Annotated in this window: 24 protein-coding genes and 1 CRISPR repeat array (1 of these 25 only partly in view); of the genes, 11 read left to right on the forward strand and 13 right to left on the reverse strand. The window is 49.5% G+C overall.

Annotated features, from left to right (window positions below):
• Positions 1–19 precede the first annotated feature (19 nt).
• From ACN4EK_RS10470 to ACN4EK_RS10515, 10 genes are all read right to left on the reverse strand, one after another.
• Positions 20–829: a S1 family peptidase gene (locus ACN4EK_RS10470; protein ID WP_431657802.1), complete on the reverse strand. Its 810-nt coding sequence runs from the start codon at positions 827–829 to the stop codon at positions 20–22.
• A gap of 82 nt (positions 830–911) precedes the next feature.
• Positions 912–1,607: a COP23 domain-containing protein gene (locus ACN4EK_RS10475; protein ID WP_431657803.1), complete on the reverse strand. Its 696-nt coding sequence runs from the start codon at positions 1,605–1,607 to the stop codon at positions 912–914.
• 50 nt (positions 1,608–1,657) lie between these two features.
• Positions 1,658–2,713 carry a hypothetical protein gene (locus ACN4EK_RS10480; RefSeq protein WP_431657804.1) on the reverse strand — a complete coding sequence of 352 codons (1,056 nt, stop codon included), beginning with the start codon at positions 2,711–2,713 and terminating at the stop codon, positions 1,658–1,660.
• Between the two features lie 353 nt (positions 2,714–3,066).
• On the reverse strand, positions 3,067–4,173 hold the full coding sequence (locus ACN4EK_RS10485) for a 2'-5' RNA ligase family protein (protein WP_431657805.1): 1,107 nt from the start codon (positions 4,171–4,173) through the stop codon (positions 3,067–3,069).
• A gap of 34 nt (positions 4,174–4,207) precedes the next feature.
• The gene (locus ACN4EK_RS10490; RefSeq protein ID WP_431657806.1) at positions 4,208–5,644 is read right to left on the reverse strand and encodes a hypothetical protein; all 1,437 of its coding nucleotides are present in this window, start codon (positions 5,642–5,644) and stop codon (positions 4,208–4,210) included.
• A 17-nt stretch (positions 5,645–5,661) separates the two neighbouring features.
• Entirely contained in the window at positions 5,662–6,162 is a 501-nt protein-coding gene (locus ACN4EK_RS10495; RefSeq protein WP_431657807.1) for a hypothetical protein, read from the reverse strand.
• A gap of 5 nt (positions 6,163–6,167) precedes the next feature.
• Positions 6,168–6,845 (reverse strand): hypothetical protein, encoded by a 678-nt coding sequence (locus ACN4EK_RS10500; RefSeq protein WP_431657808.1) that lies wholly within the window; start codon positions 6,843–6,845, stop codon positions 6,168–6,170.
• Positions 6,817–6,996: a hypothetical protein gene (locus ACN4EK_RS10505; RefSeq protein WP_431657809.1), complete on the reverse strand. Its 180-nt coding sequence runs from the start codon at positions 6,994–6,996 to the stop codon at positions 6,817–6,819. The genes ACN4EK_RS10500 and ACN4EK_RS10505 overlap by 29 nt, the downstream gene beginning before the upstream one ends.
• 35 nt (positions 6,997–7,031) lie before the next feature.
• Positions 7,032–7,313: a hypothetical protein gene (locus ACN4EK_RS10510; RefSeq protein ID WP_431657810.1), complete on the reverse strand. Its 282-nt coding sequence runs from the start codon at positions 7,311–7,313 to the stop codon at positions 7,032–7,034.
• A 4-nt stretch (positions 7,314–7,317) separates the two neighbouring features.
• Complete coding sequence (locus ACN4EK_RS10515; RefSeq protein WP_431657811.1) at positions 7,318–7,518, reverse strand: ParB N-terminal domain-containing protein; 201 nt, start codon at positions 7,516–7,518, stop codon at positions 7,318–7,320.
• 361 nt (positions 7,519–7,879) lie between these two features.
• Here ACN4EK_RS10515 and ACN4EK_RS10520 point away from each other — a divergent pair, with 361 nt between their 5' ends.
• The 5 genes from ACN4EK_RS10520 (at position 7,880) to ACN4EK_RS10540 (ending at position 16,101) form a co-directional block, all read left to right on the forward strand.
• Positions 7,880–8,815, forward strand: a complete 936-nt coding sequence (locus ACN4EK_RS10520; protein WP_431655783.1) for an IS5 family transposase — start codon at positions 7,880–7,882, stop codon at positions 8,813–8,815.
• 77 nt (positions 8,816–8,892) lie between these two features.
• Positions 8,893–9,069, forward strand: a complete 177-nt coding sequence (locus ACN4EK_RS10525; protein WP_431657812.1) for a hypothetical protein — start codon at positions 8,893–8,895, stop codon at positions 9,067–9,069.
• Between the two features lie 387 nt (positions 9,070–9,456).
• Positions 9,457–9,627: a hypothetical protein gene (locus ACN4EK_RS10530; RefSeq protein WP_431657813.1), complete on the forward strand. Its 171-nt coding sequence runs from the start codon at positions 9,457–9,459 to the stop codon at positions 9,625–9,627.
• Between the two features lie 444 nt (positions 9,628–10,071).
• Entirely contained in the window at positions 10,072–13,578 is a 3,507-nt protein-coding gene (locus ACN4EK_RS10535; RefSeq protein ID WP_431657814.1) for a beta strand repeat-containing protein, read from the forward strand.
• A 96-nt stretch (positions 13,579–13,674) separates the two neighbouring features.
• Positions 13,675–16,101, forward strand: coding sequence for an Ig-like domain-containing protein (locus ACN4EK_RS10540; protein ID WP_431657815.1), 2,427 nt, complete (start codon positions 13,675–13,677; stop codon positions 16,099–16,101).
• A gap of 27 nt (positions 16,102–16,128) precedes the next feature.
• On the opposite strand, the gene rsgA is transcribed toward ACN4EK_RS10540, so the two are convergent.
• Both rsgA and ACN4EK_RS10550 read right to left on the reverse strand, forming a co-directional pair.
• Positions 16,129–17,172, reverse strand: coding sequence for a ribosome small subunit-dependent GTPase A (rsgA, locus tag ACN4EK_RS10545; RefSeq protein ID WP_431657816.1), 1,044 nt, complete (start codon positions 17,170–17,172; stop codon positions 16,129–16,131).
• A gap of 432 nt (positions 17,173–17,604) precedes the next feature.
• Complete coding sequence (locus tag ACN4EK_RS10550; RefSeq protein ID WP_431657817.1) at positions 17,605–18,315, reverse strand: ParB N-terminal domain-containing protein; 711 nt, start codon at positions 18,313–18,315, stop codon at positions 17,605–17,607.
• 266 nt (positions 18,316–18,581) lie between these two features.
• Between ACN4EK_RS10550 and ACN4EK_RS10555 the strand changes: the two genes are divergently transcribed.
• Positions 18,582–19,046, forward strand: a complete 465-nt coding sequence (locus tag ACN4EK_RS10555; protein WP_431657818.1) for a hypothetical protein — start codon at positions 18,582–18,584, stop codon at positions 19,044–19,046.
• Between the two features lie 124 nt (positions 19,047–19,170).
• The gene (locus ACN4EK_RS10560; protein WP_431657819.1) at positions 19,171–19,509 is read left to right on the forward strand and encodes a hypothetical protein; all 339 of its coding nucleotides are present in this window, start codon (positions 19,171–19,173) and stop codon (positions 19,507–19,509) included.
• Positions 19,510–19,524: 15 nt separating this feature from the next.
• Here ACN4EK_RS10560 and ACN4EK_RS10565 read toward each other — a convergent pair whose 3' ends face one another.
• Positions 19,525–19,692: a hypothetical protein gene (locus ACN4EK_RS10565; RefSeq protein ID WP_431657820.1), complete on the reverse strand. Its 168-nt coding sequence runs from the start codon at positions 19,690–19,692 to the stop codon at positions 19,525–19,527.
• 29 nt (positions 19,693–19,721) lie between these two features.
• Between ACN4EK_RS10565 and ACN4EK_RS10570 the strand changes: the two genes are divergently transcribed.
• The 4 genes from ACN4EK_RS10570 to ACN4EK_RS10585 all read left to right on the forward strand — a co-directional run bounded on the left by ACN4EK_RS10570 (position 19,722) and on the right by ACN4EK_RS10585 (position 21,748).
• A complete protein-coding gene (locus ACN4EK_RS10570; protein WP_431657821.1) occupies positions 19,722–20,240 on the forward strand; it encodes a ParB N-terminal domain-containing protein in 519 nt (172 codons plus the stop codon).
• A 114-nt stretch (positions 20,241–20,354) separates the two neighbouring features.
• On the forward strand, positions 20,355–21,107 hold the full coding sequence (locus ACN4EK_RS10575; protein ID WP_431657822.1) for a hypothetical protein: 753 nt from the start codon (positions 20,355–20,357) through the stop codon (positions 21,105–21,107).
• Between the two features lie 10 nt (positions 21,108–21,117).
• Positions 21,118–21,597, forward strand: a complete 480-nt coding sequence (locus ACN4EK_RS10580) for a hypothetical protein (RefSeq protein ID WP_431657823.1) — start codon at positions 21,118–21,120, stop codon at positions 21,595–21,597.
• A gap of 13 nt (positions 21,598–21,610) precedes the next feature.
• The gene (locus ACN4EK_RS10585) at positions 21,611–21,748 is read left to right on the forward strand and encodes a hypothetical protein (protein WP_431657824.1); all 138 of its coding nucleotides are present in this window, start codon (positions 21,611–21,613) and stop codon (positions 21,746–21,748) included.
• Positions 21,749–22,054: 306 nt separating this feature from the next.
• Positions 22,055–25,037: a CRISPR direct-repeat array (repeat unit 37 nt; unit sequence CTTTCAAACCCATGAATCCCGGCAACGGGACTGAAAC); it runs 1,236 nt beyond the window's last position.

Here is a 25,037-nt window from a genome sequence, read left to right on the forward strand (position 1 = left end):
TAGTCAGCAAGGAATTCTTTTATAAGAATAATTTCAGCTTAGACTGCTGAAATACTGCGGTTGGAATTGCCCAACTTAACGGTTCCATCTGTTGAAATAGTCTGAAAGGCGGAAAAGTACCATCAGTAAATTGGAATGCCTCAATTCCACTTAAGGGATAGCTGCCGCGCCCGTTAATGCCAACTAGTTCACCGCTGGCATTTAAGATTGCTCCCCCACTCATTCCTAGTTCTACATGGTTGGTGTAACCAAGTTGATAGCCTTGCATTAGCGATCTTGGAGTCAAAACGATGCTAACTGTACCTTGAGTAATCCGGAGAGCACGAGGTCCCCAACCAAATGTTTCCTCTAAGCGAGTTGGACTGATGTCATAATAATTGGGAAAACCTGTAGCGTAAACCAGTTGTTTAGGTTCAATTGCGGCTTCACTTAAAATAGCAATTTGATATGAATCAGCACTGTTAAATTCCAGCAAAGCCAAATCCACATCTCGCAATTGCCATGATATTCGCTTTGCTTTATGTATCTGTCCATCAGGTGTTAGTACTGTATAACGCTCTGCCTGATTGAGATTTGCAACGTGAGCGCAAGTGAGTACTGTATAGCGCTGCTTTTGCCGTTGAATTAACACTCCCGAACCTGCTAAACGGGGGCTACTGAATACTCGAACCGTTACCTGTCGAGCAATCTCTGGTATTGTCCCCTTAGGCAAATGAATCTGTGGTTGCTGCAAACTTATCGGTTTAAGACCAAATGCGGATGTTACTTCACTTGGAGTCGGCAAAATAAAACCAGCAGCCACTAGGGATACAAGAACACGCGATCGCATACAATTCCACTCATGCTTGTAGAGCAGACGCACTGCCCGCTCTACATTTACAGCTACTTCTACCTTAAGCAATAGGTCAGCTTTAGATCGGACCTTCATCTCCGCCAGATGAGTTGGCTGGCTCAGCCATAGGTTCGGAGGAAGGTGGGTTTTCTGTGCTCCCCATCATTTCTGTTTCATTAACTACCTGCTGTACTGCGCCACCAAATTCTGCATACGAACGACGCTCGCTATTTTGCATAGTGGCTCCAGTGACAAACGGTGTGGTAATTGCTTGTAGCAAATCCGCTAGCGCATCCTCCGGTTTGTTATAGCCCGGTGCGATGTTCATCAGATGATTATTCTTATTACAACCAGATACCATATTACTCACGTAGCAAATCACATTTTCTCTGTTCAGATTGCCAGTAGTTAATAGCAGACCGCTCAGCTTACCACCATTCTTGCCAACTGCTGCCGTTAGCCGACTCGATACTTCCCGACAACGAACTTCAGGGGTAAAGCCGCTTTGTGCAAAGGCCTGACTAGACCAGTTAATCAAAGGACGGGTTTTTTTGCCAGTAGAAGTAACAGCGATCGTGGCATAGCCTGTGCCCGACTGCACACACTCAAACTTAGTATTGCCACTGCTGGAATTGGTACTGCTGGTATTGGAAGTAGCAGGTGTTGTACTGCTTCCACCAACTGTAGGAAGAGCTTTAGCAGTGAGTGGAAGAGAAATTACACTTGAAAGGACTACTGTAGTTACAAAAAGATTAGAAACAAGTTGAAATTTCATTTGAGGCTCCTTTGAATGAGGTTAAATTAACAAAGTGGTGGTAGACAAAGCTAGAGAGATTCATCTTGATGAGTCAACTGCGGATTAATCAGTGGAGGACCGGGTTGAGAGATGGGTTCAAGTCGATCTGCAGTTTGGTCATATCGGTATATGCCTGTACTTAGCCATGCAGCTGCGTTTGTGCAATACTCTTTACCCTCAATGAGAATAGAAACTACAGATCCACCACAAGGAACGGATGTTAGCCCCCAGTTTTTGAGCAAAGCTAAATTCGGATCGTTGGACAGCACTGGTGACGTGGGTTGCTGTTGCTGAAGTTTGGCAATTTCAAGTTCAAGTTTCTTAATTTCTCTACGAGTAATCTCACGTTCTTTTTCAAGTTCAAAATGTCCCTTAACGCCTTGCTGGAGTAAATCAGTTAAAGTTTGTTGCTTACGGACAGAAGCATCTAGCTGAGCTTTTTTCAAATCCAAAACATTATTGGCACGATTCATTTCCATCAATGCCTGCTTCTCAATTTGGAGTCGTTCAGTCTCGCCTTGCTGCTGAGTCTTTAGCATTCTCTCTCCAGACTCTGCTAAGATTTTGGCTTCCTCTAACCTGCTTGCTTGCCTCAACTCCTCAATACGGACAAGGGTTTGAGAATGAACTTTAGCCGATTCAAAATCTATCTGTGCTAAAACCTTACGAGTATCTTCGCTGTACTTGTGTGACTCTAATTGCATCTTAGCGATCGCTGTTTCAGCATTAGTACGAATTTGAGCGATCGAGATCTGCCCCCATTGGCGTAATACCTCATCGCAATTTTTGCTTTGGTAATCTCGCTTCTGGGTATTGTTGAAATTGTCCCATGTGCGCTGCCAATCATAGCTGAACTCAGCGCCACCTCCAACACCAACACCGTCAAAAGCTCCAATTCCCCCTTTACCTTTGGAATATCCTTGATAATGCTGAGTCTCAAGTCGCTTACTAACCTCAGATACATAGCTATCACGCACTTGAGCGCAAAAAGCTTGCATGTTTGGATTAAGTTGAGCAATTGCTGGGTTAGGAAATGCCCCTAGGGTAAATGAAAGCAGCAAAAACTTACAAGCCGTATGTTTCATAGGGATGCTAGCGGCAACTAATAGGTAAATGAGGATTGATATTGATTCTGCTTCGGTAGCGCACTTCAATTAATAGGTTTTCGTTGCGTCCCCAATACAACCTCAAGCTCTAATTTTTATTTAGCCAACTTGGGATGGTTACACTCAGCACCTATCTTTCAAATAACTTAACTGTTGAAAGTAGACTTTGACGGTCGGGAAAAGGTCAGGAAAAGGTCAGATTTTAGTCAGTAGACTTACGGAAGCACTATCCTGATAAATCGTAGAGATTGAAGACTAGGGTAAGTTCAATAACCTGTGGCATTAGGTGATCAGCTCTCCTATCTAATCAAACTCTGGCTACCTCAACCTCCTCAATAACTTTGAATGGTTTCTGAAAACTCTGGCTCACCTTGCAACGGAAAAGTTAGATGAGTATTGCCATGCGTTAGCGTGAGCCGATTGAACTGAACGGCGATCGTCGGTAGGGTGACAGAGATGGCTGACTCGGGTTGCACTTTTGCCAGCGTGATATGTGGAGTATAGCCATGATTGGCTTTGGCGCTCAGTCCCGTAATATTCTCAAACACATTCAGCAGCTCACGCCGGAACTCAATCAACCCTGGCATATCCGGCGAGGCATAAATAACGTCCATGTCATCAGTTGACTCAGAAGCATTGAAACGTCCCCAACCGCCGATTTGTGCCGTGAATGGGGCAGTCCGATTGCACAGTGACCGTAGCGCTGTCATCGTCTGTTCTAGCTGGGGAAACGTCTGATGCCTACCGAAATACGCCAGCGTGATATGCAATAACCAGTTCTTGGTTGCCTCCCGTTTGACCACCCACCACGGGTAAATTGAGTACCCAAGCCCTAAGCCTCCTGGTGCGCTATCGGAATCAAACGTGTAGACCACAAAGCGCCCCTTCGGACAGCGCTCCCCACTAAACGGCGATCTCAGGGTCAGCAGCCGCAGCTCATAGCCGTTGACCATGACAATTTCCGTTTTAGGGTCAAGGCGTTCGTTAGTCGCTACCGGAACCGTTGTGTTGTTCGGGTCTGGTGGCACAAACCCAAAGCGATCCTGTGGCACAAATTGAGTCCTGGGGAGAATCAAGTTGCCCTCTTGCACCCAATCCACTCGAATCACCGCAAAGCCGATCAACTGCCCTGTATTCAGGAGTGAGGAACAAATGGACTCATACCGGATATGGTTCAGCACCTCTGTTGTTCTCGCGATTGCCTTGCGATCGGCAATGCGTTTGCCCAACGTGGTGATCAAAAACTCTCGCCCTAATACAGCCTGCCGCCGTTTACCGAGCATTGCCCGAACATTCGGGTCACGGCGCATCTGCATGTATTTGCTGTAGTCATTCCCCAGGGTGTACGTTAAATACTCGTCTTCTGTCTGCTGAATGGCAGGGATGATTGTGGGGTCAGACGCAATTAAATCAAGCTTGGTATAAACGTTGAGCGGCATCGGCTATCTCTCGAATCCTGGGTAAATGTTAGTCTCAGATTGCTCTGGCAACTCGGTGAACTGCCCGATCGCCACTGCCAGCGCTGCCATAGTAACGGCGCATGTGAACCAACTTCAGGTAGAACGCGGCTTCTGCGAACATGGTGGCAAAATACAAGTCGTCTACATTTCCGGGTCCCCGATGCCACTGTCCATCCAGGTCGCGATGTGGTCCGACATAATGCACCAACGGTGAGTTCTCTGAAGGGTTAGCCACCCACCGCATCCATTCAGGCGGTAAGCGATAGAGCGGATACCCATCGTCAGCCTGAAGTAAAAACCCTTCTAGCACCAGGCTCAGAAACTTCTCATTGCGAATATTCCAGCACTTCGCAGAAATGCCACCATCCTCAACGGTGACTTGCTTTACCACCTCTTGCATCACCCCTTCCTGATTCGCCATTTCCAGGCAGGTAGAACGGCAAATCTTCATAGATGATTCGCGGGATGGTTCGTTATCGATCAGCCCATACTGCACTCGGTAATCGCTCAACATCTGGGGAATGCGATCGCGAATGATACCCCCGGCAAAGCGCACCGAACGAATGGTTTTCTCGCTGATGTCGATCGCTTTCATCTTGCGATGATCTTCCGGCAGGAAGAAATCAATGATGACCATCCAATCCTCACTGCGCCCCAGGTCAACGCCAGCCAAGATATAATCTGGGCGTCGATCGCTCGGTTTAGGAGCCAGCATTGCCACCCGTAGCATTTCCGGTGTGATGTTGGTCGCACTAATTTCGGACGGATGCCCCAAGCGCTGCTGCTGCCAGTCATGGGTAATCGTGGCATCCAAGCCAGACTTGATAATTTCCGCCGCTAAGTTGGTGCTAGTGCTACGGGTCAGTGGGGATAGATGGACTGCAACTTTCCAGGGGCGTTCCGGTACTCCAGTCGGCAAACTAGCGATGAAGTCTCGCGCACTCACCCCCGTGAGACGGCACCGAAATTCAGCATTAAATCTCTGCTCATCGGCGATCGGATGACCGCAGAACTGGCAACCAAAAAACGCTGTTTCCACTTGGTTATCAGGGTCAGTATGGAACCATTCCGCAGGACGACCGGATTCCGACAGGTAAGACACTTTGGCTTGCCCCCGTGCATCTCGCTGCGTGGTTTGGCGCAACAAACAGCCTTTGGGGTCTAGCGCTTGCATTTGCCTACACTTCTCACAGGTGATGTGGGGATAGAAGTAGCGATCGCAGTCGTTAAGTTCTGCTTCAATCCCTTGACCACCCCCCGGTGTGCCTAACTCACGAATTGGGCGACTGGGCAACATGGAAGCGTCTAACCGTCGAGGTAGTGGGTCAGCCGCGCCTGGTGGATACTGCGATCGTTCTTCCAGCACCATCCAATCAGCTTGGAACGATACCGCTGCGCCACCGGCTGCTGCCTTACCGCCCGCGCGGACAGTTGGGCTAGAAGTGGACACGTAGGAGAACACCGCGTTCACCTGGTCAATCTGATAGCGAGTGTTGATGAAGCGATCGCTGCCTCGCGGAAGCGAATCCCTTGGCGTTGCATCTCTGCTACCCAGAATTCCACCACAGGGCGAAACTGCATCGGCACGTTCTGATCCAAGTTGGTGCGTGAGTTGTAAAACCAGGCTGAGTTAAGTTTGCCTGTGGTCAAACAATCCACCATCAACAGTGTGTGCCCCAACGTTTTGCCGCATTGTGCAGGTCCCGTAGTCAGAACGTGATGCAGCCGAAAATCCCCAATCAGCAGTAAGTATTCTTCATACCAGTTAGGCAGCTTGAGCTTATCGCCCTTTTCCGTACAGCCATACAACCCCACCCGATCAATAAACCCCTGCCCTCCACTGACATAGCAATCGTCAATGAAATTGTTGCGCTGCTGCTGCCGTTTCTCCAGGTAACGCCGATCGCTAGCTGAGCGACTAGCAACCGTTTTTTCAAGTTTGCGTTTAAGGGTATTCAGGTTAGGCATATCGGCTAATTGTCGGCATCCGGATCAAACTCGCTGTCTTCACTGGGGGGCAGATCATCTGCCTGTTCGTCTACCTCCTGAATGTTGTTCTCAAAGTTCTCAATCACGCTCAAGATGGCATCGGCAACACTGGCTGGGAGCAAGTTGTTATCCAACAGGGTATTAACCGCCTGCCGCCAATCGCTGCTGAGTCCCACCAATCCGCGTAGCCTAGCAAGATCCTGCATGACCTTATACATGCGTTCGCGCGATCGGGTTTTGGCTTCAATCAGGGCAGATCTGGCGGTGAGGCTCACCTTGGGCAGTACACCCAACTCAGTCACTAATTCCCGGTGTCGCCTTCCTGTTACCTTCTCCATCTCCTGCAAGATGGCTGTGTGACGATCGAGGACAGCGCCAATCTGGTCAATCTCCTTCTGAAGGGCAATCAGTTCGTTCTGGTACGCCACGATTTGATCGTGGTACATCTCCACTACCACCCCATAAATGCGCTGCCGGTTCTTGGGAGTATCTTCCTGTGCCAAGTGGTCACATGCCCAATTCACCCATTTCCGGACCGTGTCCATGCAACAGTCAAACTTCTCACAGAATTGCTTTTCCACCTCCAGAAAACTAAAGCCACGCTTCAGGCGATTCAGTACAAAGTCTCGCCGTTCAGCTTTCTGGATTGGGGTTAATTTCATCGATCGCTACCTCTGCCTCAATGGTTGTCTCGCCTAGCTCACTGATTTGGGCTTGCGCTCGAATTTCTGCCAGGTTCTGCCCCGTGAACTTGGAGAACGCCGAAATCGCTTCGTCTACCATGCCTAACCGTTCGCCACCGGGATAGGGCAAGTTAAACTCAAATTCCAGTGCTTTGACCAGCTCTACTAACTGTGCAGGTTATCGGCAAACTCCTTGGTCATGGCGTTGACCGTTAGCGCACTCAATTGATCCATATAAGCGATCGGCGTGATGGCAAATGACTTGAGGCATGGGTAGCGATCGGCAATATCGGGAAATGACTGGAACTGCTCTAAATCCTGCAAGTGCAGCGCTGCCCCCTTACCAAAGTCAGCTTTAGTGGCGTGGTCATTGGTACAGAGGTTGAACAGGATGTTAACGGTTCGCTCCATCCGTTCGCCTGGTGAGGGAATACGGACGATAGGCACTTTCTCAAACCCGATCACGAGCTGCCCCGGTGCGCTGGTGTCCTGAGTAGAGTGTGCCGTCTGATTCGCGCACATAAATCGGCATGACAAACCCGAATTTCTGCAACGAGGTTTTCAGCCATTCAAACCGCTCCGGGTTGCGTTCCCGTGGGTTCTTGTCCCAAGTCAGCAGGTCTTTCGGATCAACTAATTCGATATTCAGCATGGATTACTACAAGTTCAGCGTGGATTACTACAAGTTCAGCGTGGATTACTACAAGTTCAGCGTGGATTAGTACAAACGCTTCCCCCAATTATGCTGCCGCCTTACCCCATCGCGCACTCAGCCGTTGCGGAAGTTGAAAAAAGTCTTAAAAAAAGCTGTCTCTGGGCTGGACATCTATCGAAGAATAGGATACTTATTATTTATACTGAAAACGCCGAAACGCCCTACAGAAGCCGATTTCATGACTTTAACCGCCATCCACGCTGACGAAATTCGTTACTTCCTGACGGCGTTGTTGCATGAAGAGGAGTTGCGGAGGGCGAGGCATGGTAAGTTTTAATCACCACAACCAAAACAAGCCATGAAACCTCAATACCGCATCCGCAACTGGTCTGAGTATAACGCTGGACTGAAGCAACGGGGAAGCCTCACCTTCTGGATTGAGGAATCGGTTCTGGAGCAGTGGGTGGTCGAAGATTTGAGCGGCAAACCAGGTGCGTCTGTCCTCTATAGTGACCTTGCGATTCAAACGATGGCGACTGTCAAAGCGGTCTATCGCCTGGCTGGACGACAGTGTCAAGGATTTCTCGAATCAATTTTTGAGTTGATGGAAATTGACTTGCCTGTGCCTGACCACAGTACACTATCACGGCGAATTGGGAACCTGAGCATTGACTTACCGATTGTGCCGAAACCGGGTGCTCGTCATGTGGTGGTCGATTCGACTGGGGTAAAAGTCTATGGTGAAGGGGAATGGAAAACCCGTCAGCATGGGGTGAGCAAGCGTCGGACTTGGCGCAAACTGCATCTAGGGGTTGATGAAGCTACGGGCGAGATTGTGGCAATGGTCGTGACAACCAATAATGTGGCGGATGGAGAAGTGCTAGAAGACCTCCTGGAACAGATTGAAGGGGAAATTGAACAGGTTTCAACCGATGGTGCTTATGACCATCGCCATTGCTATGACGAAATTGATGCCAAAGGAGCCAAAGCCGTGATTCCACCGCGCAAAGATGCCAAAATCTGGCAGCATGGTAATCGCAAAGGCAAGCCCCATGCGAGAGATGAAAATCTGCGTCACATCCGCAAACATGGACGCAAACGCTGGAAGCAGGATTCTGGCTATCATCGCCGCTCCATTGCCGAAACCACCATGTTTCGCTTTAAGACAATTTTTGGTGGCAATCTCAGCGCGCGTCAATTTGACAATCAAGCGGTGGAACTGTTCATCAAATGTGCTGCGCTCAACCGGATGATCCAGATCGCTAAACCTGATAGCTACAAAGTTGCAGCTTAATACCAGGACGACCTTAAGGCAGGTCTGGTCGTTTTTCTAATCATGCAACAAAGCCCTTCCTGACCGAAAAGAACGTTTTGACCTCCCATCCTGTGACTCGCATCGCGATCGCGGACAACGTGACCGACAACGGTGATGGCACTTGGACAGCAACCAAAAAAGTTGTTGCACCGTTTGCAATTTTCGAGTTTGCGGGACATCCCGATAACTATGCTGAGTTCATTCGTAAGCGTCTACTATGTTCACTGAGCTAGCCGCGATCGCTGGGGCTGACGCTGCCACCGGAAACTTCAAGGGAGCGGTCAAGATTGACACTTATCACCATCCACCATAACGAGCGATTGTACCCCTCCCAAACCTTCGCCGTTCAGCTGGGCACTGGGGCAATTCGTACTGCCGCCTAACCGTCTATCTGGGGAATTTCCCCAGATGCAACCCGGACACAACCCGAACGCGATCGCACTCCTGGCGGTCGCGTTCTTGCTTGATGGGTGAACCGTTCTATAGCCCTCCCTGTCTGGGTTTCAGTCCTCAAAAAAGTCTAAAAAAAGTCCCCCAAGGGGTAGACAGGAATCCAAAAAAAGTTATTTATTTAATTATCAAAGGCGAACAAATGTACTAACCAAAAGAATCAAAACGCCATGACTCAAGATGAACTGAACGCCTTAGCCACTGCCCTCGAAGAGTTTTCTGACCAGATGACCCCGCCCCCTCAATACGTGGCGACCTACACCCAGGTTGAGCAAGCTCCCCTCGCCCTAGCGATGGCAATCCTGTTCGAGACAGTCGAGGCTGACGGCTCGGCTGAGTAACCCTACCGGGAGCGACCATCGCGATCGCTCCCTCCCCTGACCGACTACTGCCAATCGCCAGAAATCTTGCCAAAGTTCTCCGGAGCAGACTTCATCACCCTATTTACGCTGAACGGAGTCACACCTCATCGGTTAGTAATCGACCAGATATTACTGATTTAGCACTGCATAAACTAGGCATCCTTCCCGCACAAAGCGCTAGAGGATGCATTGACATTTAGCCCCGCTGCCACATTTGCAAGGAAAGAACACTGCATGAGTAGCTTTGAATTTTCCACTCTACTCTCTCAACTCTCATTGTTCGAGAGTTCGAGCGCTCTGCCTAGCCCTAATTTGACGCTGTATCCCGCCCAGAATTTACAAGATCCGCTAAGCATGATCGTCTCTCCTAGAGGCTCTAGTAGCAGTGAGCCATTGCTAATAAACTCGCTTGAGAATGGGATTGTGTCTGCCCCAGGTGTTCCTCTGCTGACAAATTCCATAACGTTTACAGTTACTAGTACGGCTGACACGGTTGATCCTGGCGATGGAGTGCTGACTCTACGCGAAGCGATCGCCCAAGCTAATATGTTTGCGGGAGCTGACGCTATTAACTTTGACCTGCCAGACGGTCCTCAAATCATTACGCTGACCTCTGGCGAACTCAAGATTACCGATAACCTCACGATTCATGGACTGGGGGCGAATCGACTCACTATCCGTGGCAACAATGCCTCCCGCATTTTTAATGTAGATGATGGTATTGCTAGTACTCCACTTCAGGTTGCGATCGAGGGTCTAACGATCGCAGATGGTAAAGCATCTGAAGGAGGTGGAATTTACAACCGTGAAACTTTGACGGTGAGCAACAGCATCTTCAGCCGTAACTCGGTAACTATATTTGGCGGCGCCATCTTCAACAATGGTACCCTGACGGTGAGCAACAGCACCCTCAGTGGTAACTCGGCATACTATGGTGGCGCCATCTTCAACAATGGCACACTGATGGTAAGCAACAGTACCCTCAGGGGCAACTCAGCCTACTATGGCGGCGGTATCCACAATGAGGGCACTCTGACGGTGAGCAACAGCACCCTCAGCGGTAACTCGGCATCCTATGGCGGCGGCATCAACAATTATTTCGCTCTGACGGTGAGCAACAGTACCCTGAGTGGTAACTCGGCATCCTCCGATGGTGGTGGCATCCACAATTCTGGTACCTTGACAGTGAGCAATAGTACTCTCAGTGGTAACTCAGCAGACTTCGATGGCGGTGGCATCACCAACAATAGTATGCTGACGATGAGCAATAGTACTCTCAGTGGTAACTGGGCAAACTACGATGGCGGTGGCATCTTCAACCGTGGCACTGTAACGGTAGGCAACAGTACCCTCAGCGGCAACTCGGCATCCGCCGATGGTGGTGGCATCGCCAACGGTGGCATTCTGGCGATCGACAGCAGTACCCTCAGCGACAACTCGGCAACCTCTGGCGGCGGCATCTTTAACTCTAGCTATGGCACCCTGACGGTAAGCAACAGCATCGTGGGTGGCAATACGGCTTCAGGTGAAGCGAATGAAGTAACCAATCAAGGTCGCTTTACCTCCAATGGCTATAACCTGGTAGGGCAGAATGGCAACGTGGGAGGCTTTATTACTATCGCCACGGACATTGTGCTGCAAGGAGGGATGGAAACCGCGATCGCTCCTCTTGCCAATAACGGTAGTTCGACGTTCACCCATGCTCTGGTTACAGGGAGTGCGGCCATCAATACTGGAGATCCGACCGCTGTTGCTACGACTGATCAACGGGGTGTTTTTCAGGTAGGGCGACGAGATATTGGAGCCTATGAAGTTCTACCCAGCATTACGGTTGATACGTCAATCGATGAGGATGATGGGAATTTAAGTCCAGGAGATATCTCGTTGCGTGAGGCAATTTCTCGGATTAGCTCAGGGGGCACTGTGTACTTCTCCAATGCTCTTAACGGTGCGACTCTCCATCTCACGCTGGGAGAATTGTTAATCAACAAGAACCTGACGATTCAAGGCTTAGGCGCAGAGCAACTTACTATCAGTGGCAACAATACCTCTCGCGTCTTTAAGGTGGATGACGGCATTAGCAGCACTCAACTTCAGGTTGCCATTGAGGGGCTAACGATCGCAGATGGTAGAGCGATGGATGGTTTCAGTACCACAGTGAGTGGAGCGAATCAAGGAGCTGGAATTTACAACCGTGAACGTTTGACAGTGAGCCACAGTACCCTCAGCGGCAACTCAGCATACTTTGGCAGCGGCATCTACAACAATGGCGACTTGACAGTGACCAACAGTATCCTCAGTGCAAACTCGGCATACTATGAGGGCGGCGGTATCAGCAATTATGGCACTCTGGCAGTGCATAATAGTACCCTCAGCGACAACTCGGCAAACTTCGCTGGCGGTGGTATCAGCAACTATTACGGTACTCTGACGATGACCAACAGTACCCTCAATAGCAACTCGACAAACTATGAGGGCGGCGGTATCTACAACTCTAGTGGTACTCTGACGATAACCAACAGTACCCTCAGCGGTAATTCAGCAGCTACAGGTGGCGGTATCAGCAACTCTGCTGGCACTCTAACGGTGAGCAGCAGTACCCTCAGCGGCAACTCGGCAGCCACAGGCGGTGGCATCTACAACTATGCCACTTTGAGGGTAGGTAACAGTATCATTAGCGGGAATGTTGCTGCTGAGACAAGTGCTGAACTGGGTAATTCTGGAAACTTTATCTCTAACGGCTATAACCTGGTGGGGCAGAATGGTAATACAGGAGGTTTTGTTACCACTACCACAGATATTGTGCTGCAAGGAGGGATTGAGACCGCGATTGCCCCTCTTGCCAATAACGGGGGTTCAACATTAACCCATGCTTTGGTTGCAGGGAGTCCTGCCCTCAATGCTGGGAATAATGCCCTGATTGCAACGGGAATTACCACCGACCAGCGGGGAAGCGGATTTAGTCGCATCCTGAACGGCAGAGTAGATATCGGTGCGTTTGAATCTTCCTTACAACCCTTGCCACAACTGACCATTAGTGATGTCATCCTCACGGAAGGCAACAATGGCAGTACAATTGCTACCTTCACAGTCAACCTCAATGCAGCTACGAACCAACCGATATTAGTGGATTACACTACCGTGAATGGAACTGCAACCGCAGGCAGTGATTACATCGCCACCAGTGGCACTCTTGCCTTCAAGCCTGGAGAAACTAACAAGACGATCAGCGTGGTTATCAATGGCGACACAATAGTTGAATCAGATGAAACGTTTTCCCTAACCTTGCATGATCCGATCAATGTAGAACTTGCAGTCAATCAAGCTGTAGCACGAATTCTCAACGATGATGCACCGATCACCCTACTCGAAGGAACCATCGGAAATGATACGCTAATCGGGGATAACTTCGCCAATACAATCAATGGCAGAGCTGGTCATGACATTATTGAGGGTCTTAGTGGGGATGATACACTCAGCGGCGGATCTGGGCATGATGTCATCTACGGTGGTGATGGTGATGACATCATCAATGGCAGCTCAGAAAACGATACCCTTTATGGGGGTAACGGCAATGACAGAATTAATGGTGGTTCTGAAGATGATGTCATTATAGGTGGAACAGGAGCCGATACTCTTACCGGAGGAACGGGTAACGATCGCTTTGTTTATACCACCCTTGCAGATGCTGGCGACACCATTACTGATGTTGGCAATGGCGCTGATGTATTAGACCTCAGAGAGTTGTTCAGAAGCCTTAATTATACAGGGACTCAACCGATCTCCGATGGTTACTTGAGACTGGTGAGAGTGGGCGGAAATACCCAAGTCCAAATTGATGCTAAGGATGGGGCAGGCTTCATCACTCTGGTCACTCTGAACGGGATCACACCTGATTGGTTGGTAATCGGTCAAACATTACTGATTTAGCTCCGCATAAACTAAAAATCATGCCCGCAAAAGGTGTTGGAGATGCATCAATGTCCAACTCTATTACCCCCTTTGCTTCAGCTCAGGAATCCTGCCATGAACACCTCTGACTCATCTGGTCTATTGACTCAAACCTCACTTCTAAAAAATTCGATCGCTCCCCTCAGCACTGATTTGACACCGCACCTTACAAACGATTTACAAGACCCATTAACCGCGATCGTTTCGCCTGGCAGATCTAGCAGCAGTGAGCCATTTCTGGTGCTATCCTCTAGCAATCTTGAAGTTGCTCCCTCTGTAACGTCCTCATCGTCAGAACCTAAAACGTTTACGGTTACGAGCGTACTGGATATCGTTGATCCTAATGATGGTGTGATGACACTGCGGGAGGCAATTCAAGCAGCCAATGATAACGCTGGAGCAGACACGATCGAGTTTAACCTGGGTTCTGGTTCCCAAACCATCACCTTGACGAATGGACAACTTGAAATTTTGGACGACCTGACGATTAACGGCACAGGAGCAGACAAGTTAAGAATTAGCGGCAACTATGCCTCCAGAGTCTTTCAAGTGGGTTTATACGCAACTAGTTTTTGGGATGCTCCGAATATGATCCCAAATTCACCCACTGTCACGCTAAAAGACATGACGATCGCCTACGGTCAAGCTGACAATGGCGGAGGAATTCTTAATACCGGTAATTTGACGGTGATGAATAGTGTTCTCGACAATAACTTTTCATCAAATTTCGGCGGGGGAATTGACAATATTGGTGCGCTAAAAGTCATTAACACGGTTCTTCAGTACAATTACGCGGTAGTAGGCGGTGGCATTATGAACCGCAGTTATACCAAGACATTAGAAGTCATCAATAGCACAATCAAAGACAATTCTGCTTCAATGTCAAGCGCGGTGGGTTATGCAAGGGTTGGGGGTGGCATCTACAGTGATTTCTCCAATATCATAATTAGCGGTAGCAATATCCTTGATAACCATGCATTATATAGCAGTGGTGGAATTTACATCGGCACCAACGGTAACGCAACTGTTAGAAATACCACGATCGCTGGCAACACCACTAATGCTGGAAATAGTGATATTAGAGGATTCATAGGAGGCTTTACCAGCCAGGGCGGTAACGTGATTGGGGTGGGAGATGGGCAAGATGTTTTCAAGAATGGTGTGAAGGGTGATCGCGTCGGAACCACCACCAATCCATTAACCCCATTGTTCAATCTCACTGTAGATACCCTCGTCGATGAAATGGATAATAACTTCAGTGCAGGTGATTTATCCCTGCGGGAAGCCTTGGCACTGCTCAGTAGCGGCGGGACAGTTAATTTTGCGGGTAATCTTAGTGGAACAATAACCCTGAATATGGGAGAGCTAAAACTGGAGAAGAATGTCACCCTGAAGGGGCCAGGTGCAAACCGCCTGACAATCAGTGGCAACCAGCGGTCCAGAGTCATAAATATCGCCAATTATGCCACGGTAAATCTGGAAGGTCTGACCATCGCTAATGGTTTTTCATCCAACGGTGGCGGCATCCAAATGAATGTTGGATCGGATGTGAGATTAAGCCATGTGATGGTGACTCAAAACACTGCTGCAAACAGCGCGGGTGGAGGTGGCATCTGGAACGATCGCGGAATCCTGACTGCCATTAATAGCACTTTTAGCGCTAATACGGCTGGAATCGGGGGAGCAATTCTAAATGGCAATTGGATCTATTCAAGTGATCAAAGCAGCACAGTTAATTTAACCAACAGCACGATCGCAGAAAATAATGCTGCTCTGGGGGGTGGAATTTATAACCAGACTGGTCGTTTGCAGCTAACCAGCAGCACCATTAGCGCCAACCAGGGAGTGGGCGTCTTTAACACTGGCTCTGTAACCGTTCACAATACAATCATTGCCGGAAACACCTCACCTGTAGGGATGAGTAGTCCCGATGTGAACGGAACCTTTATCAGCAAAGGCTACAATCTGATTGGCAACGGCGCTGGCAGTACAGGGTTTGGTCAGGTTGGCGATCAGGTCGGCACCAGTCAACAACCCATTAATTCAAAATTGAAACCGCTGGGCAATTACGGCGGTTCTGTACATACGATGATTCCACTATGGAGTAGCCCTGTATTCAATGCAGGCGATCCAGCATTGAATACAGAACGAGATCAACATGGGGTTCTACGATCGCAGCATGGGCGTCCTGACATTGGAGCCGTTGAGTGGGTGAACCAGGCCCCGATCGCCATGAATGATTTTGTGAACTTTGCCGGACGCAGCGTTACCTTCAATCCCTTGAGTAATGATCTTGATTTAGATGAGCAGTCCTTCAGACTTGTCAGCTACTCCAACCCCACCAACGGAACCTTAACCAGAAACGCGAACGGCACCTTTACCTATACCTTCAGTCACTCATACTTTCCTTTCCCAATGCTCACTAGCTTTTCCTACACGATCGTTGATGAAATGGGAGCCAGCAGTACGGCTGTCGTCACGCTCAATCGTCGTCCTGGATAATGTCAATCACTGATACTTTGGGTGATTTCACAAGGATTTATGAATCTTTTTCCATCGTTCTTTCTCCGCGAGATTGGCTCGTTGATCTTGTTTGCGAGTCAGATAGTGAAGTTCGCGCTGCAACTTCTGGTAGTTCAAGAATCGCCCTAAGTCGAGTTGTCCATCGGTTAAGGCTTGTTGAACTGCACAGTCCGGTTCCTGTTCGTGCTGACAATTGCGGAAACGACACTGTTGCGCCAGGGTTTCAATATCGGTAAAGGTTTCTGGCAAAGCCTCAGTTCCTGACCATATTTGAAGTTCGCGCATTCCTGGTGTATCAATCATCAATGCACTGGAAGGAAGGGGAATTAACTGCCGATGCGTGGTTGTATGTTTACCCCGATCGTCTCCCTCTCGAACCGCCTGCACTGCTTGTATCGGCTCCCCTTTGAGCAGATTCACAAGAGTAGATTTGCCCACCCCAGACGACCCCAACAACGCGATCGTCTGCCCTGGTTGGAGATAGGATTGGAGTTGTTCGATACCCTGCCGATGGGTAGCACTCAACGTAATGACTGGTACACCTAGCGCGATCGTTTCTACCTCAACCAACCGTTGCTCAAGGTCAAGGCAAAGATCGGCCTTGTTCAGCACAATGACGGGCGTTGCACCGCTCTCCCAGGCCAGAACTAAATAGCGTTCAATCCGTCTGAGATTGAAGTCGTTATCCAGTCCAGAGACAAGAAATACTGTGTCAACGTTGGTTGCAATCAGTTGTTCTTCAGTGGTGCTACCTGCCACTTTACGGGAAAATTTACTGATGCGTGGCAGAATCGCATGAATCATTACTTTCTGTTCTGTGGATCTGGGCTGAATCACAACCCAATCTCCAACAGCCGGAAAGTCTTGAATTCCAGCCGCTTGATGCCTGAATTTGCCAGTCACTTCCGCTGCTTGCTCTCCCTCCTCAGTGTAGAGAAGGTAAGAATTGCGATATTCAATGGCTACTCGACCAGCCTTAAATCCTTGCTGCTGGTAATTTGCGAAACTGTGAGCATGGCGATCGCTCCAGCCAAATTGTTCTAAATTCATTGGATTTCCTTGTTGTGAAACTTGTTTGACGCAAAGTTCACAAAGAAGTCCAACTTCTCATGCCTGAGTTATGCAGGAGTAAACGAGACCCTCTGTGCTTTGCATTTGAAGCGTTAAAGCTATTTCAGTTCTTTGCTCGGCTAGAAATACAGTCATCGTCCACCTCCTTACAACGTATAGCGGTCTTTAGAGTGACAACACTCCTAGAGTAATCGGTTTCTGATGGTTCTACCAAAAGTCTTGCTGTAAATTTTTGTTATTCTTTTGTTTTTCCAAAATAAGCTGGATGGGCTATTTTGCTCACCCAGCTTTGTTTTATTGGTCTGTCTGCATCGTACAACAGTCACTCAAGGGAACCGTTTTTAGGCGCTCTAGGTTCACCTGCTCTAACAAATTCTCCTAGGTAGATGAGATTGTGCGATCGCGATTCGGTTAGTCTTCTGGGTCTAAGCCAATCATGCGGAAGAACTCGATCGCGGCTTTGATGTCATCAACTCCGACCTTGCCATAGATCCGGCTGACCAGTGCTTCATACTCAGCTTTGGAACAGGAGAATTTCACCTCTGGACTTTGGAAGGTGAGATACGACTGAGTGCCCTTATTTCCCAGGCGTACAGCAAACCCCTCAAACGTTTCCTGATATTCGGTTTGCTGCTCTGCCATGATTTCAACCAGATCAGCTTCATTGAACCCAGAAAAGCTCAACAGGTCAGCGCTGGATACTTCTGCCAGAGCATCACCAAGCAGTTCGTAATCCCAATTCCCCTCAATCTTATTGAGTGCTAGGTTGAGTGCCTTTTCCTGCACTTCATCCAGGTCTACCAGTTTAACGGGCAGATCACTCATGCCTAACCGTTCCGCCGCTTTCAACCGTTGGTGTCCCCCCACCATGGGGTTTGTGCGCCTGTTCAGCACCACAGGCACAAGGAAGCCGAATTTCTGAATCGTTCGCATCAAGTCTTCCAATGTGCGCTCGGTAATCAACCGGGGATTGTACGCCGCTAGCGTCGGGCGCAATGCCTCGATCGTCCACGTTTCCACCACAAACTTACTCGCTGTTTCACCCCCACTTGGAGCTACAGTTTCACCCCCACTTTCACCCGCGATCGCTGCCTCCGTTCCTGCCGTTGCTTTCCGTGCCATACCCAATTCCTGAATGGACACCCCATCTCATCCATTCCCGGCATTCTCGGTATCAAATCGCCCAAACCCCCACCAGGCTCCAAAACACCCCCGAAACAGCCGACAAAGATCAAGGTTAAACGCCCCGCGATCGCCCGGAAATTGGTTTTAGTCCCCCCAAAAATCCCCCTCTGGAAATGCTTCACACAAGCGCTAACCCAGCATTTTCCCACCCCCTATAACCGACTGGGACGACTGCCACCACAACACCCTAACCCTTTCCCCGTATGGCTTCCAGCCCTGTTTACACCAAGTTCAAATCCACCGGGGACGACTACACCGCTCGAACTGAAACCAGGCTTAAAGTTTGCGATCGCCAACGGATGGAAAACAACGATTGGCTGAAAGCATACGAGCTACTCATCAAGCGGAAAGCCAATCGCGCAGACATCGAAATGCAGTTATGTCGCACCTTGGGGGCACAGCGCCGAGCGGCGGCTATCCGGTTAGCGGACATCCTGCCGTCTGAGCATTGGTTTAAGCAAGCTCATGCATTAGCCCATCGGCTGACGATCGCGCAGTTGAAGCAGATGCCAGCGACGATGACCAAGAAAGCGAGAGATGAGGACTATATTGCGGCAGCTCTGGCGTATGCCCACTATGAAGCGCTGCGATCTAGTGAAGTGCCGTTTAGCAAGATTGACATTACCTGGATCGATGGCGTTGCCTATCGGGAGTTCGTGGAATTGTAACCGGGAGGTTGGCAACTGGCAGGATCGTCCCCTGCCCTTCCATTGGGGTGTCCCCAAACGTAAAACGTATCTGGGGAAATTCCCCGGATACGCCTGAAACAAAACCTACATTATGATCTTAATTATGAACTCTCAACAGAGAACCTTGCATGTTGTTCTGACCAATGACCCAACGGCTGACTATGAATGGGGACGAGTTCACGCCAGTTCTCCCCTAGATGAATCGCTGGATTTGGGGAGCATCGTATCGCAGATGGAGCCAGCCTCCGGCAAGCATCTGTTAGAGGTTACAATTTCAGTAAAGGTGTTAGAGCAGAAGCTTGAGCCGACGCTTGAGCCGACACTAGACACCCCTGAGTCTTCACCCCAGCCGCCTGCTGCCAAGATGAAGCCGACTAAACAGGTCCTCAAGCAACGACCTCTGCCCTTAGCGAGTAATGGCAACGGCAAGCTCGCGGGTTAACAGCGTTCCCTTGGGTTAGTACCAGGAACACGGCGACCGTTGTTTGTTCGCCTTATTTAAACGGTCGTCGTTTCTCTCATCTCTCAAGTTTTGCATAGCGATCGCCGTTTGTTCGCGCAATGGTAGGCGATCGCTTTTCGTATTTCGTAAGTGGCGATCGCCTGAGTGAGTAGCGGTCGCCATTTTTTGTTGGCAATTTTTAGGAGACTGCCGTGGAGACAGTACCAGTTAGCGATATTTGTTTAGATACCTCCAAGTTCCAGTTTCGCGCCGTCGATTTTTATGAGGATCGCGTGCAATGGCTGATCGATAACTGGAACCCCAGCATGTTAGACCCGCTCGACTGCTGGGAGCATCCAAGCACCCTGAAGAAATATCTAATTTCGGGGCATCACCGTCGCGAGGCGATGTCGCGGTTGGGTATCACTAAATGTGTGTGCCGAGTGCATCGCTTCAATTTGGAGGAAGCCCAGGTGTTCGCCCTCAAATCCAATTCGACCCGGATTTCCTATACCACCTTCGAGATCTGTCGAGGGGTGTGCTTTCTGGTGGATCAGCAACTTCAGGGAGTGGAGAAGCCGACGAAGCAACAAGTGATTGCAGCCGTCACGAAAGCGGCTGATGAGTTGGCGTTGCATCCGGGTCTGGCAAGAAAATACTATTCCTGCCATCTGTTGCTCGATACCGACTGGGAACGGCAATGTGAGCCGATGAACCTGATTGGACATTGACCTAGAAGAATTTCAGGAATTGCCGCTGAATCGCGAGGACGTTTAACCCAAGGTCTAGTGATTTCGCATCTGGGGAAATTCCCCAGATGCATTGTTTTATGAGGACATTAACCGATGGCTGTAACAAGCGCTCAAACTATCGACCGGGAAGTGCTAGATGTGCTGAAGGATGTCGAGATTCAAAACAACCTCGTCCGGATCACTCAACCACTCGATCGTCCGTTGTATGTCAAAACCAACGAAGTGCTAACACGCCTGGGGGGTGAGTGGAAATCAGGCCGGGTGAAAGCCCATGTGTTCCCAGAGGACAAAGACCCCAAACTGCTGTTAGAGCAGGTAATCGAAACCGGGGAGATGCCCGCTAAAAATCCTCTGGCGTTCTTCCCAACTCCAGTTGCCGTTGTGCAAAAAATGCTCGACAAAGCGGCGGCATTATCTGATGTATTCCCGTTCTGTCGCATTCTGGAACTGTCAGCCGGGGACGGTGCGATCGTTCGAGTGGTGCATACGATTGCGGCTGACCTCTGGGAAATTGCAGGGGATACCGTCGAGTACGAACTGACGGCGGTAAAACTTGACCCCGATCGGGCAAAGAAAATCCGTTCCTTTGGCTATGGCAACGTCAATGTGGTGGAAGCTGATTTTCTGGCGATCGCCTCTGGCGACCTGGTGAGTGACCACCGGATGAAGCCCCCCTATGCCCTATTCGATGTAGTGCTGATGAATCCACCCTTTGCGGTGGAGGGCAAGCCCAAAGCCTACATTGAGCATTGCAAACATGCTCTTAGGCATCTACTGACCGGGGGTGTCTTGGTGGCGATCGGCATGTTTCTTCTGCCCGTTCAGTACGATTTCCGGCGCAACTGAGGAAATTCTGATGAAGCATCGAATGTACCCAGAGGAATTCGGCTATGCCCTGCTGATCGAATTTGTTGCCCGATCGCTGAACCCTCGGCAAACACTCAACCCGGATAGCAAATCGCTGTATGACATCATTCGCGCCGATGGCAATTTCGAGGCATTGATCGAATTGGAGCGCTGGCTAGAAGAGTTACCTTGGGCAATTTACCGAGTGCGACGGGTCTACAGTAGTATCCCCTGGCGACGGATTGATTGCCTTGCTGTGGGCGATCGCTATGCGATGAGTGCCCAACTGGTGAAGATGGCTGAGGACATGGGTAAGCAGGTTGATCTGACGGTTGATCCGGACGGCATTCTCCGAGCTTACGTTGAGAAGCGAAATGAAATGTTTAGCTGCGAGGACTTGATCGTGGCTTGCCCGCACGTTGTTCGAGAGAAACGGCGCAAAGGCTTCAACGCAGCCTGGGCGAAAGCGCACCAATTATCACTGTTTTAGTAGGAGGTAGATCGTGATTCCAGACAACATTGAACAATGCCATTTACTCAAGGCGATCGCAGCACTGAACCCGGAATGTATTCCCAAGCTCAAACAGGTCACTCAATTTGTACCGTCTGTGGATCTAAGCTGGCAAAAGCGTTGTGGTTAGTGGCTGCATCTATTGAAAGCGGTCAAATATAGCTATCTTTCGTTGAGTATTCAATGAAGATTTAATTCCGCAACAAAATGCAGGTTATAATTTAAACTCCGGTTTTTTGGCAAACCTAAGCAAGGGCTAAAACCCTAGGAGGTTTGCCAAAATTGGCAGAACCTAGACAAATCAATACTTTCAATTAATTCTCCCAAAGGATAGAAAAACTCAAGGCAAAATATTAATGTCTGAAATGATGTTTTTTTTGACTTTTGCCAAAATCTATCCCAAGATAGCCACAGAGTAAGGAGTCTAGCGGGCGGACTTTCAAACCCATGAATCCCGGCAACGGGACTGAAACAAATATAGGGCAACGATCGCGGTTCTTGATCACTCATCTTTCAAACCCATGAATCCCGGCAACGGGACTGAAACTCTGTCTGGAATCTCAATATCCCAGCTTCCATCCTTTCAAACCCATGAATCCCGGCAACGGGACTGAAACCTGGATGCCAGCCTGATTAACCCTGATTATGGTAGGGGCTTTCAAACCCATGAATCCCGGCAACGGGACTGAAACACAATGGTCGAAGAAATCCCTCCAGAGGAATAAAGTGCTTTCAAACCCATGAATCCCGGCAACGGGACTGAAACGGGTGTCCCACACGATCACACCAGATCCGTCGGTCGCTTTCAAACCCATGAATCCCGGCAACGGGACTGAAACACTTATAGCGCGATCGGGGTATCGAATCCGACCACCTTTCAAACCCATGAATCCCGGCAACGGGACTGAAACAGATTCATTACCTTTTCGTCTGGAGTTTTGAACCCCCTTTCAAACCCATGAATCCCGGCAACGGGACTGAAACGTCATGTCTGGGAATGTGAGATAGCTGCCATCGAACCTTTCAAACCCATGAATCCCGGCAACGGGACTGAAACACTCGATCGCTTGGCGTTCTGTGTGGGCAAAGAAACTTTCAAACCCATGAATCCCGGCAACGGGACTGAAACCTCATAAGTTAGTAAGGTTTCTTGTGGGTGTGGATTCTTTCAAACCCATGAATCCCGGCAACGGGACTGAAACCGCAATGTGTAGTATGAATGTGTTACAGTAGCCTAACTTTCAAACCCATGAATCCCGGCAACGGGACTGAAACCAACCACATCAACAACGGATCGCGCTTAAGGCGCGGGCGAATTGCCCTTTCAAACCCATGAATCCCGGCAACGGGACTGAAACATCAATGTATGTGGTTAGGCTTCTCCACAAACTCAGCTTTCAAACCCATGAATCCCGGCAACGGGACTGAAACTTTATAGATCGTCGTATGATCCTCAAGACCTTAAGCTTTCAAACCCATGAATCCCGGCAACGGGACTGAAACTGCCCGATTGTAATAGTTCATCTGAACAAACTTTTCCTTTCAAACCCATGAATCCCGGCAACGGGACTGAAACCCCGCGTCCCTGTGTTGACCGTCTGACCAGATGGCCTTTCAAACCCATGAATCCCGGCAACGGGACTGAAACGCCCAGGTAAATTGTGTTGGTCGGGGCATTGTCGTAGCTTTCAAACCCATGAATCCCGGCAACGGGACTGAAACCCTCAACGATCGCGGGTTGTTGCTGTTCGTAGCTTTCAAACCCATGAATCCCGGCAACGGGACTGAAACAAGCAGTCACCCCCCTTGATGTCGGCTCGAAACTGGCTTTCAAACCCATGAATCCCGGCAACGGGACTGAAACACCCCTAAGCGTAGCCGTGGGAGCCGCTACGGAACACTTTCAAACCCATGAATCCCGGCAACGGGACTGAAACCCATCTTTCTGGACGGTGCCAGACACCCCAGAGGCGATCGAACTTTCAAACCCATGAATCCCGGCAACGGGACTGAAACCAACAATCAAGGTCTGTCGCCTGTGGATCAAAAAGCCTTTCAAACCCATGAATCCCGGCAACGGGACTGAAACGATGTCTGCGGCGTAGCCCAGAGCGGCAACAAATCGGGCTTTCAAACCCATGAATCCCGGCAACGGGACTGAAACCTTTCCTGCGATCGTCGGCTTGCCGTTGCAGCTTTTGACTTTCAAACCCATGAATCCCGGCAACGGGACTGAAACGAAGGCTGGCTGATTGCGATCGTACTCATGATGTAGCTTTCAAACCCATGAATCCCGGCAACGGGACTGAAACAAATTCTTATCGTTTTGAACTCTTCCAAACTCCTTCAATCTTTCAAACCCATGAATCCCGGCAACGGGACTGAAACAGTATAGGTATTACCATCCTCATCAGTTCCTTCTACCCTTTCAAACCCATGAATCCCGGCAACGGGACTGAAACGTTCAGGTAGTTGCCTGCTGACATTCTCTTGGGTCTTTCAAACCCATGAATCCCGGCAACGGGACTGAAACGGAGGTAAGGTGTGTGTTTGGGTTGTGGGGTGCGACTTTCAAACCCATGAATCCCGGCAACGGGACTGAAACAGACAGTAATAGGTATAGGTTGTCGAGAACCCCAGCTTTCAAACCCATGAATCCCGGCAACGGGACTGAAACTTCCCGGTAACGCTCTCTCAGGGCGTAATACGCCCTTTCAAACCCATGAATCCCGGCAACGGGACTGAAACTACATATTGAACCTACAACCGTTCCAAGCCTGGGGAACTTTCAAACCCATGAATCCCGGCAACGGGACTGAAACAGCATGTTCCGCGATCGTGCCGAAGTTGGCAACAAACTTTCAAACCCATGAATCCCGGCAACGGGACTGAAACTCTGAAAGCCGTTCCTGTCTCAAGGATTTTTTCTGGCTTTCAAACCCATGAATCCCGGCAACGGGACTGAAACTATTCGACTTTGGTTTCAATTGCTTCGTGCATGAATCTTTCAAACCCATGAATCCCGGCAACGGGACTGAAACATCCTGATCGATCAGTAGTAGCTGACCCACCAGCCTCTTTCAAACCCATGAATCCCGGCAACGGGACTGAAACATGGGCGATCGCAGACGGACGCTGAATTGCTGACTGACTTTCAAACCCATGAATCCCGGCAACGGGACTGAAACGGTGATAGCGTCCACAACTTAGCAGGAACAGTGCTGCTTTCAAACCCATGAATCCCGGCAACGGGACTGAAACACAAAAGAACCGTTTGACAAACTCGACAGCAATGAAGCTTTCAAACCCATGAATCCCGGCAACGGGACTGAAACATTTTTTGAATTGTTGGATGTCGTTAAAAAAACAGGGCTTTCAAACCCATGAATCCCGGCAACGGGACTGAAACTCGCGCTACT

This window comes from Pantanalinema rosaneae CENA516, assembly GCF_050753385.1.
Taxonomy (GTDB): Bacteria; Cyanobacteriota; Cyanobacteriia; order Leptolyngbyales; family Leptolyngbyaceae; genus Pantanalinema; species Pantanalinema rosaneae.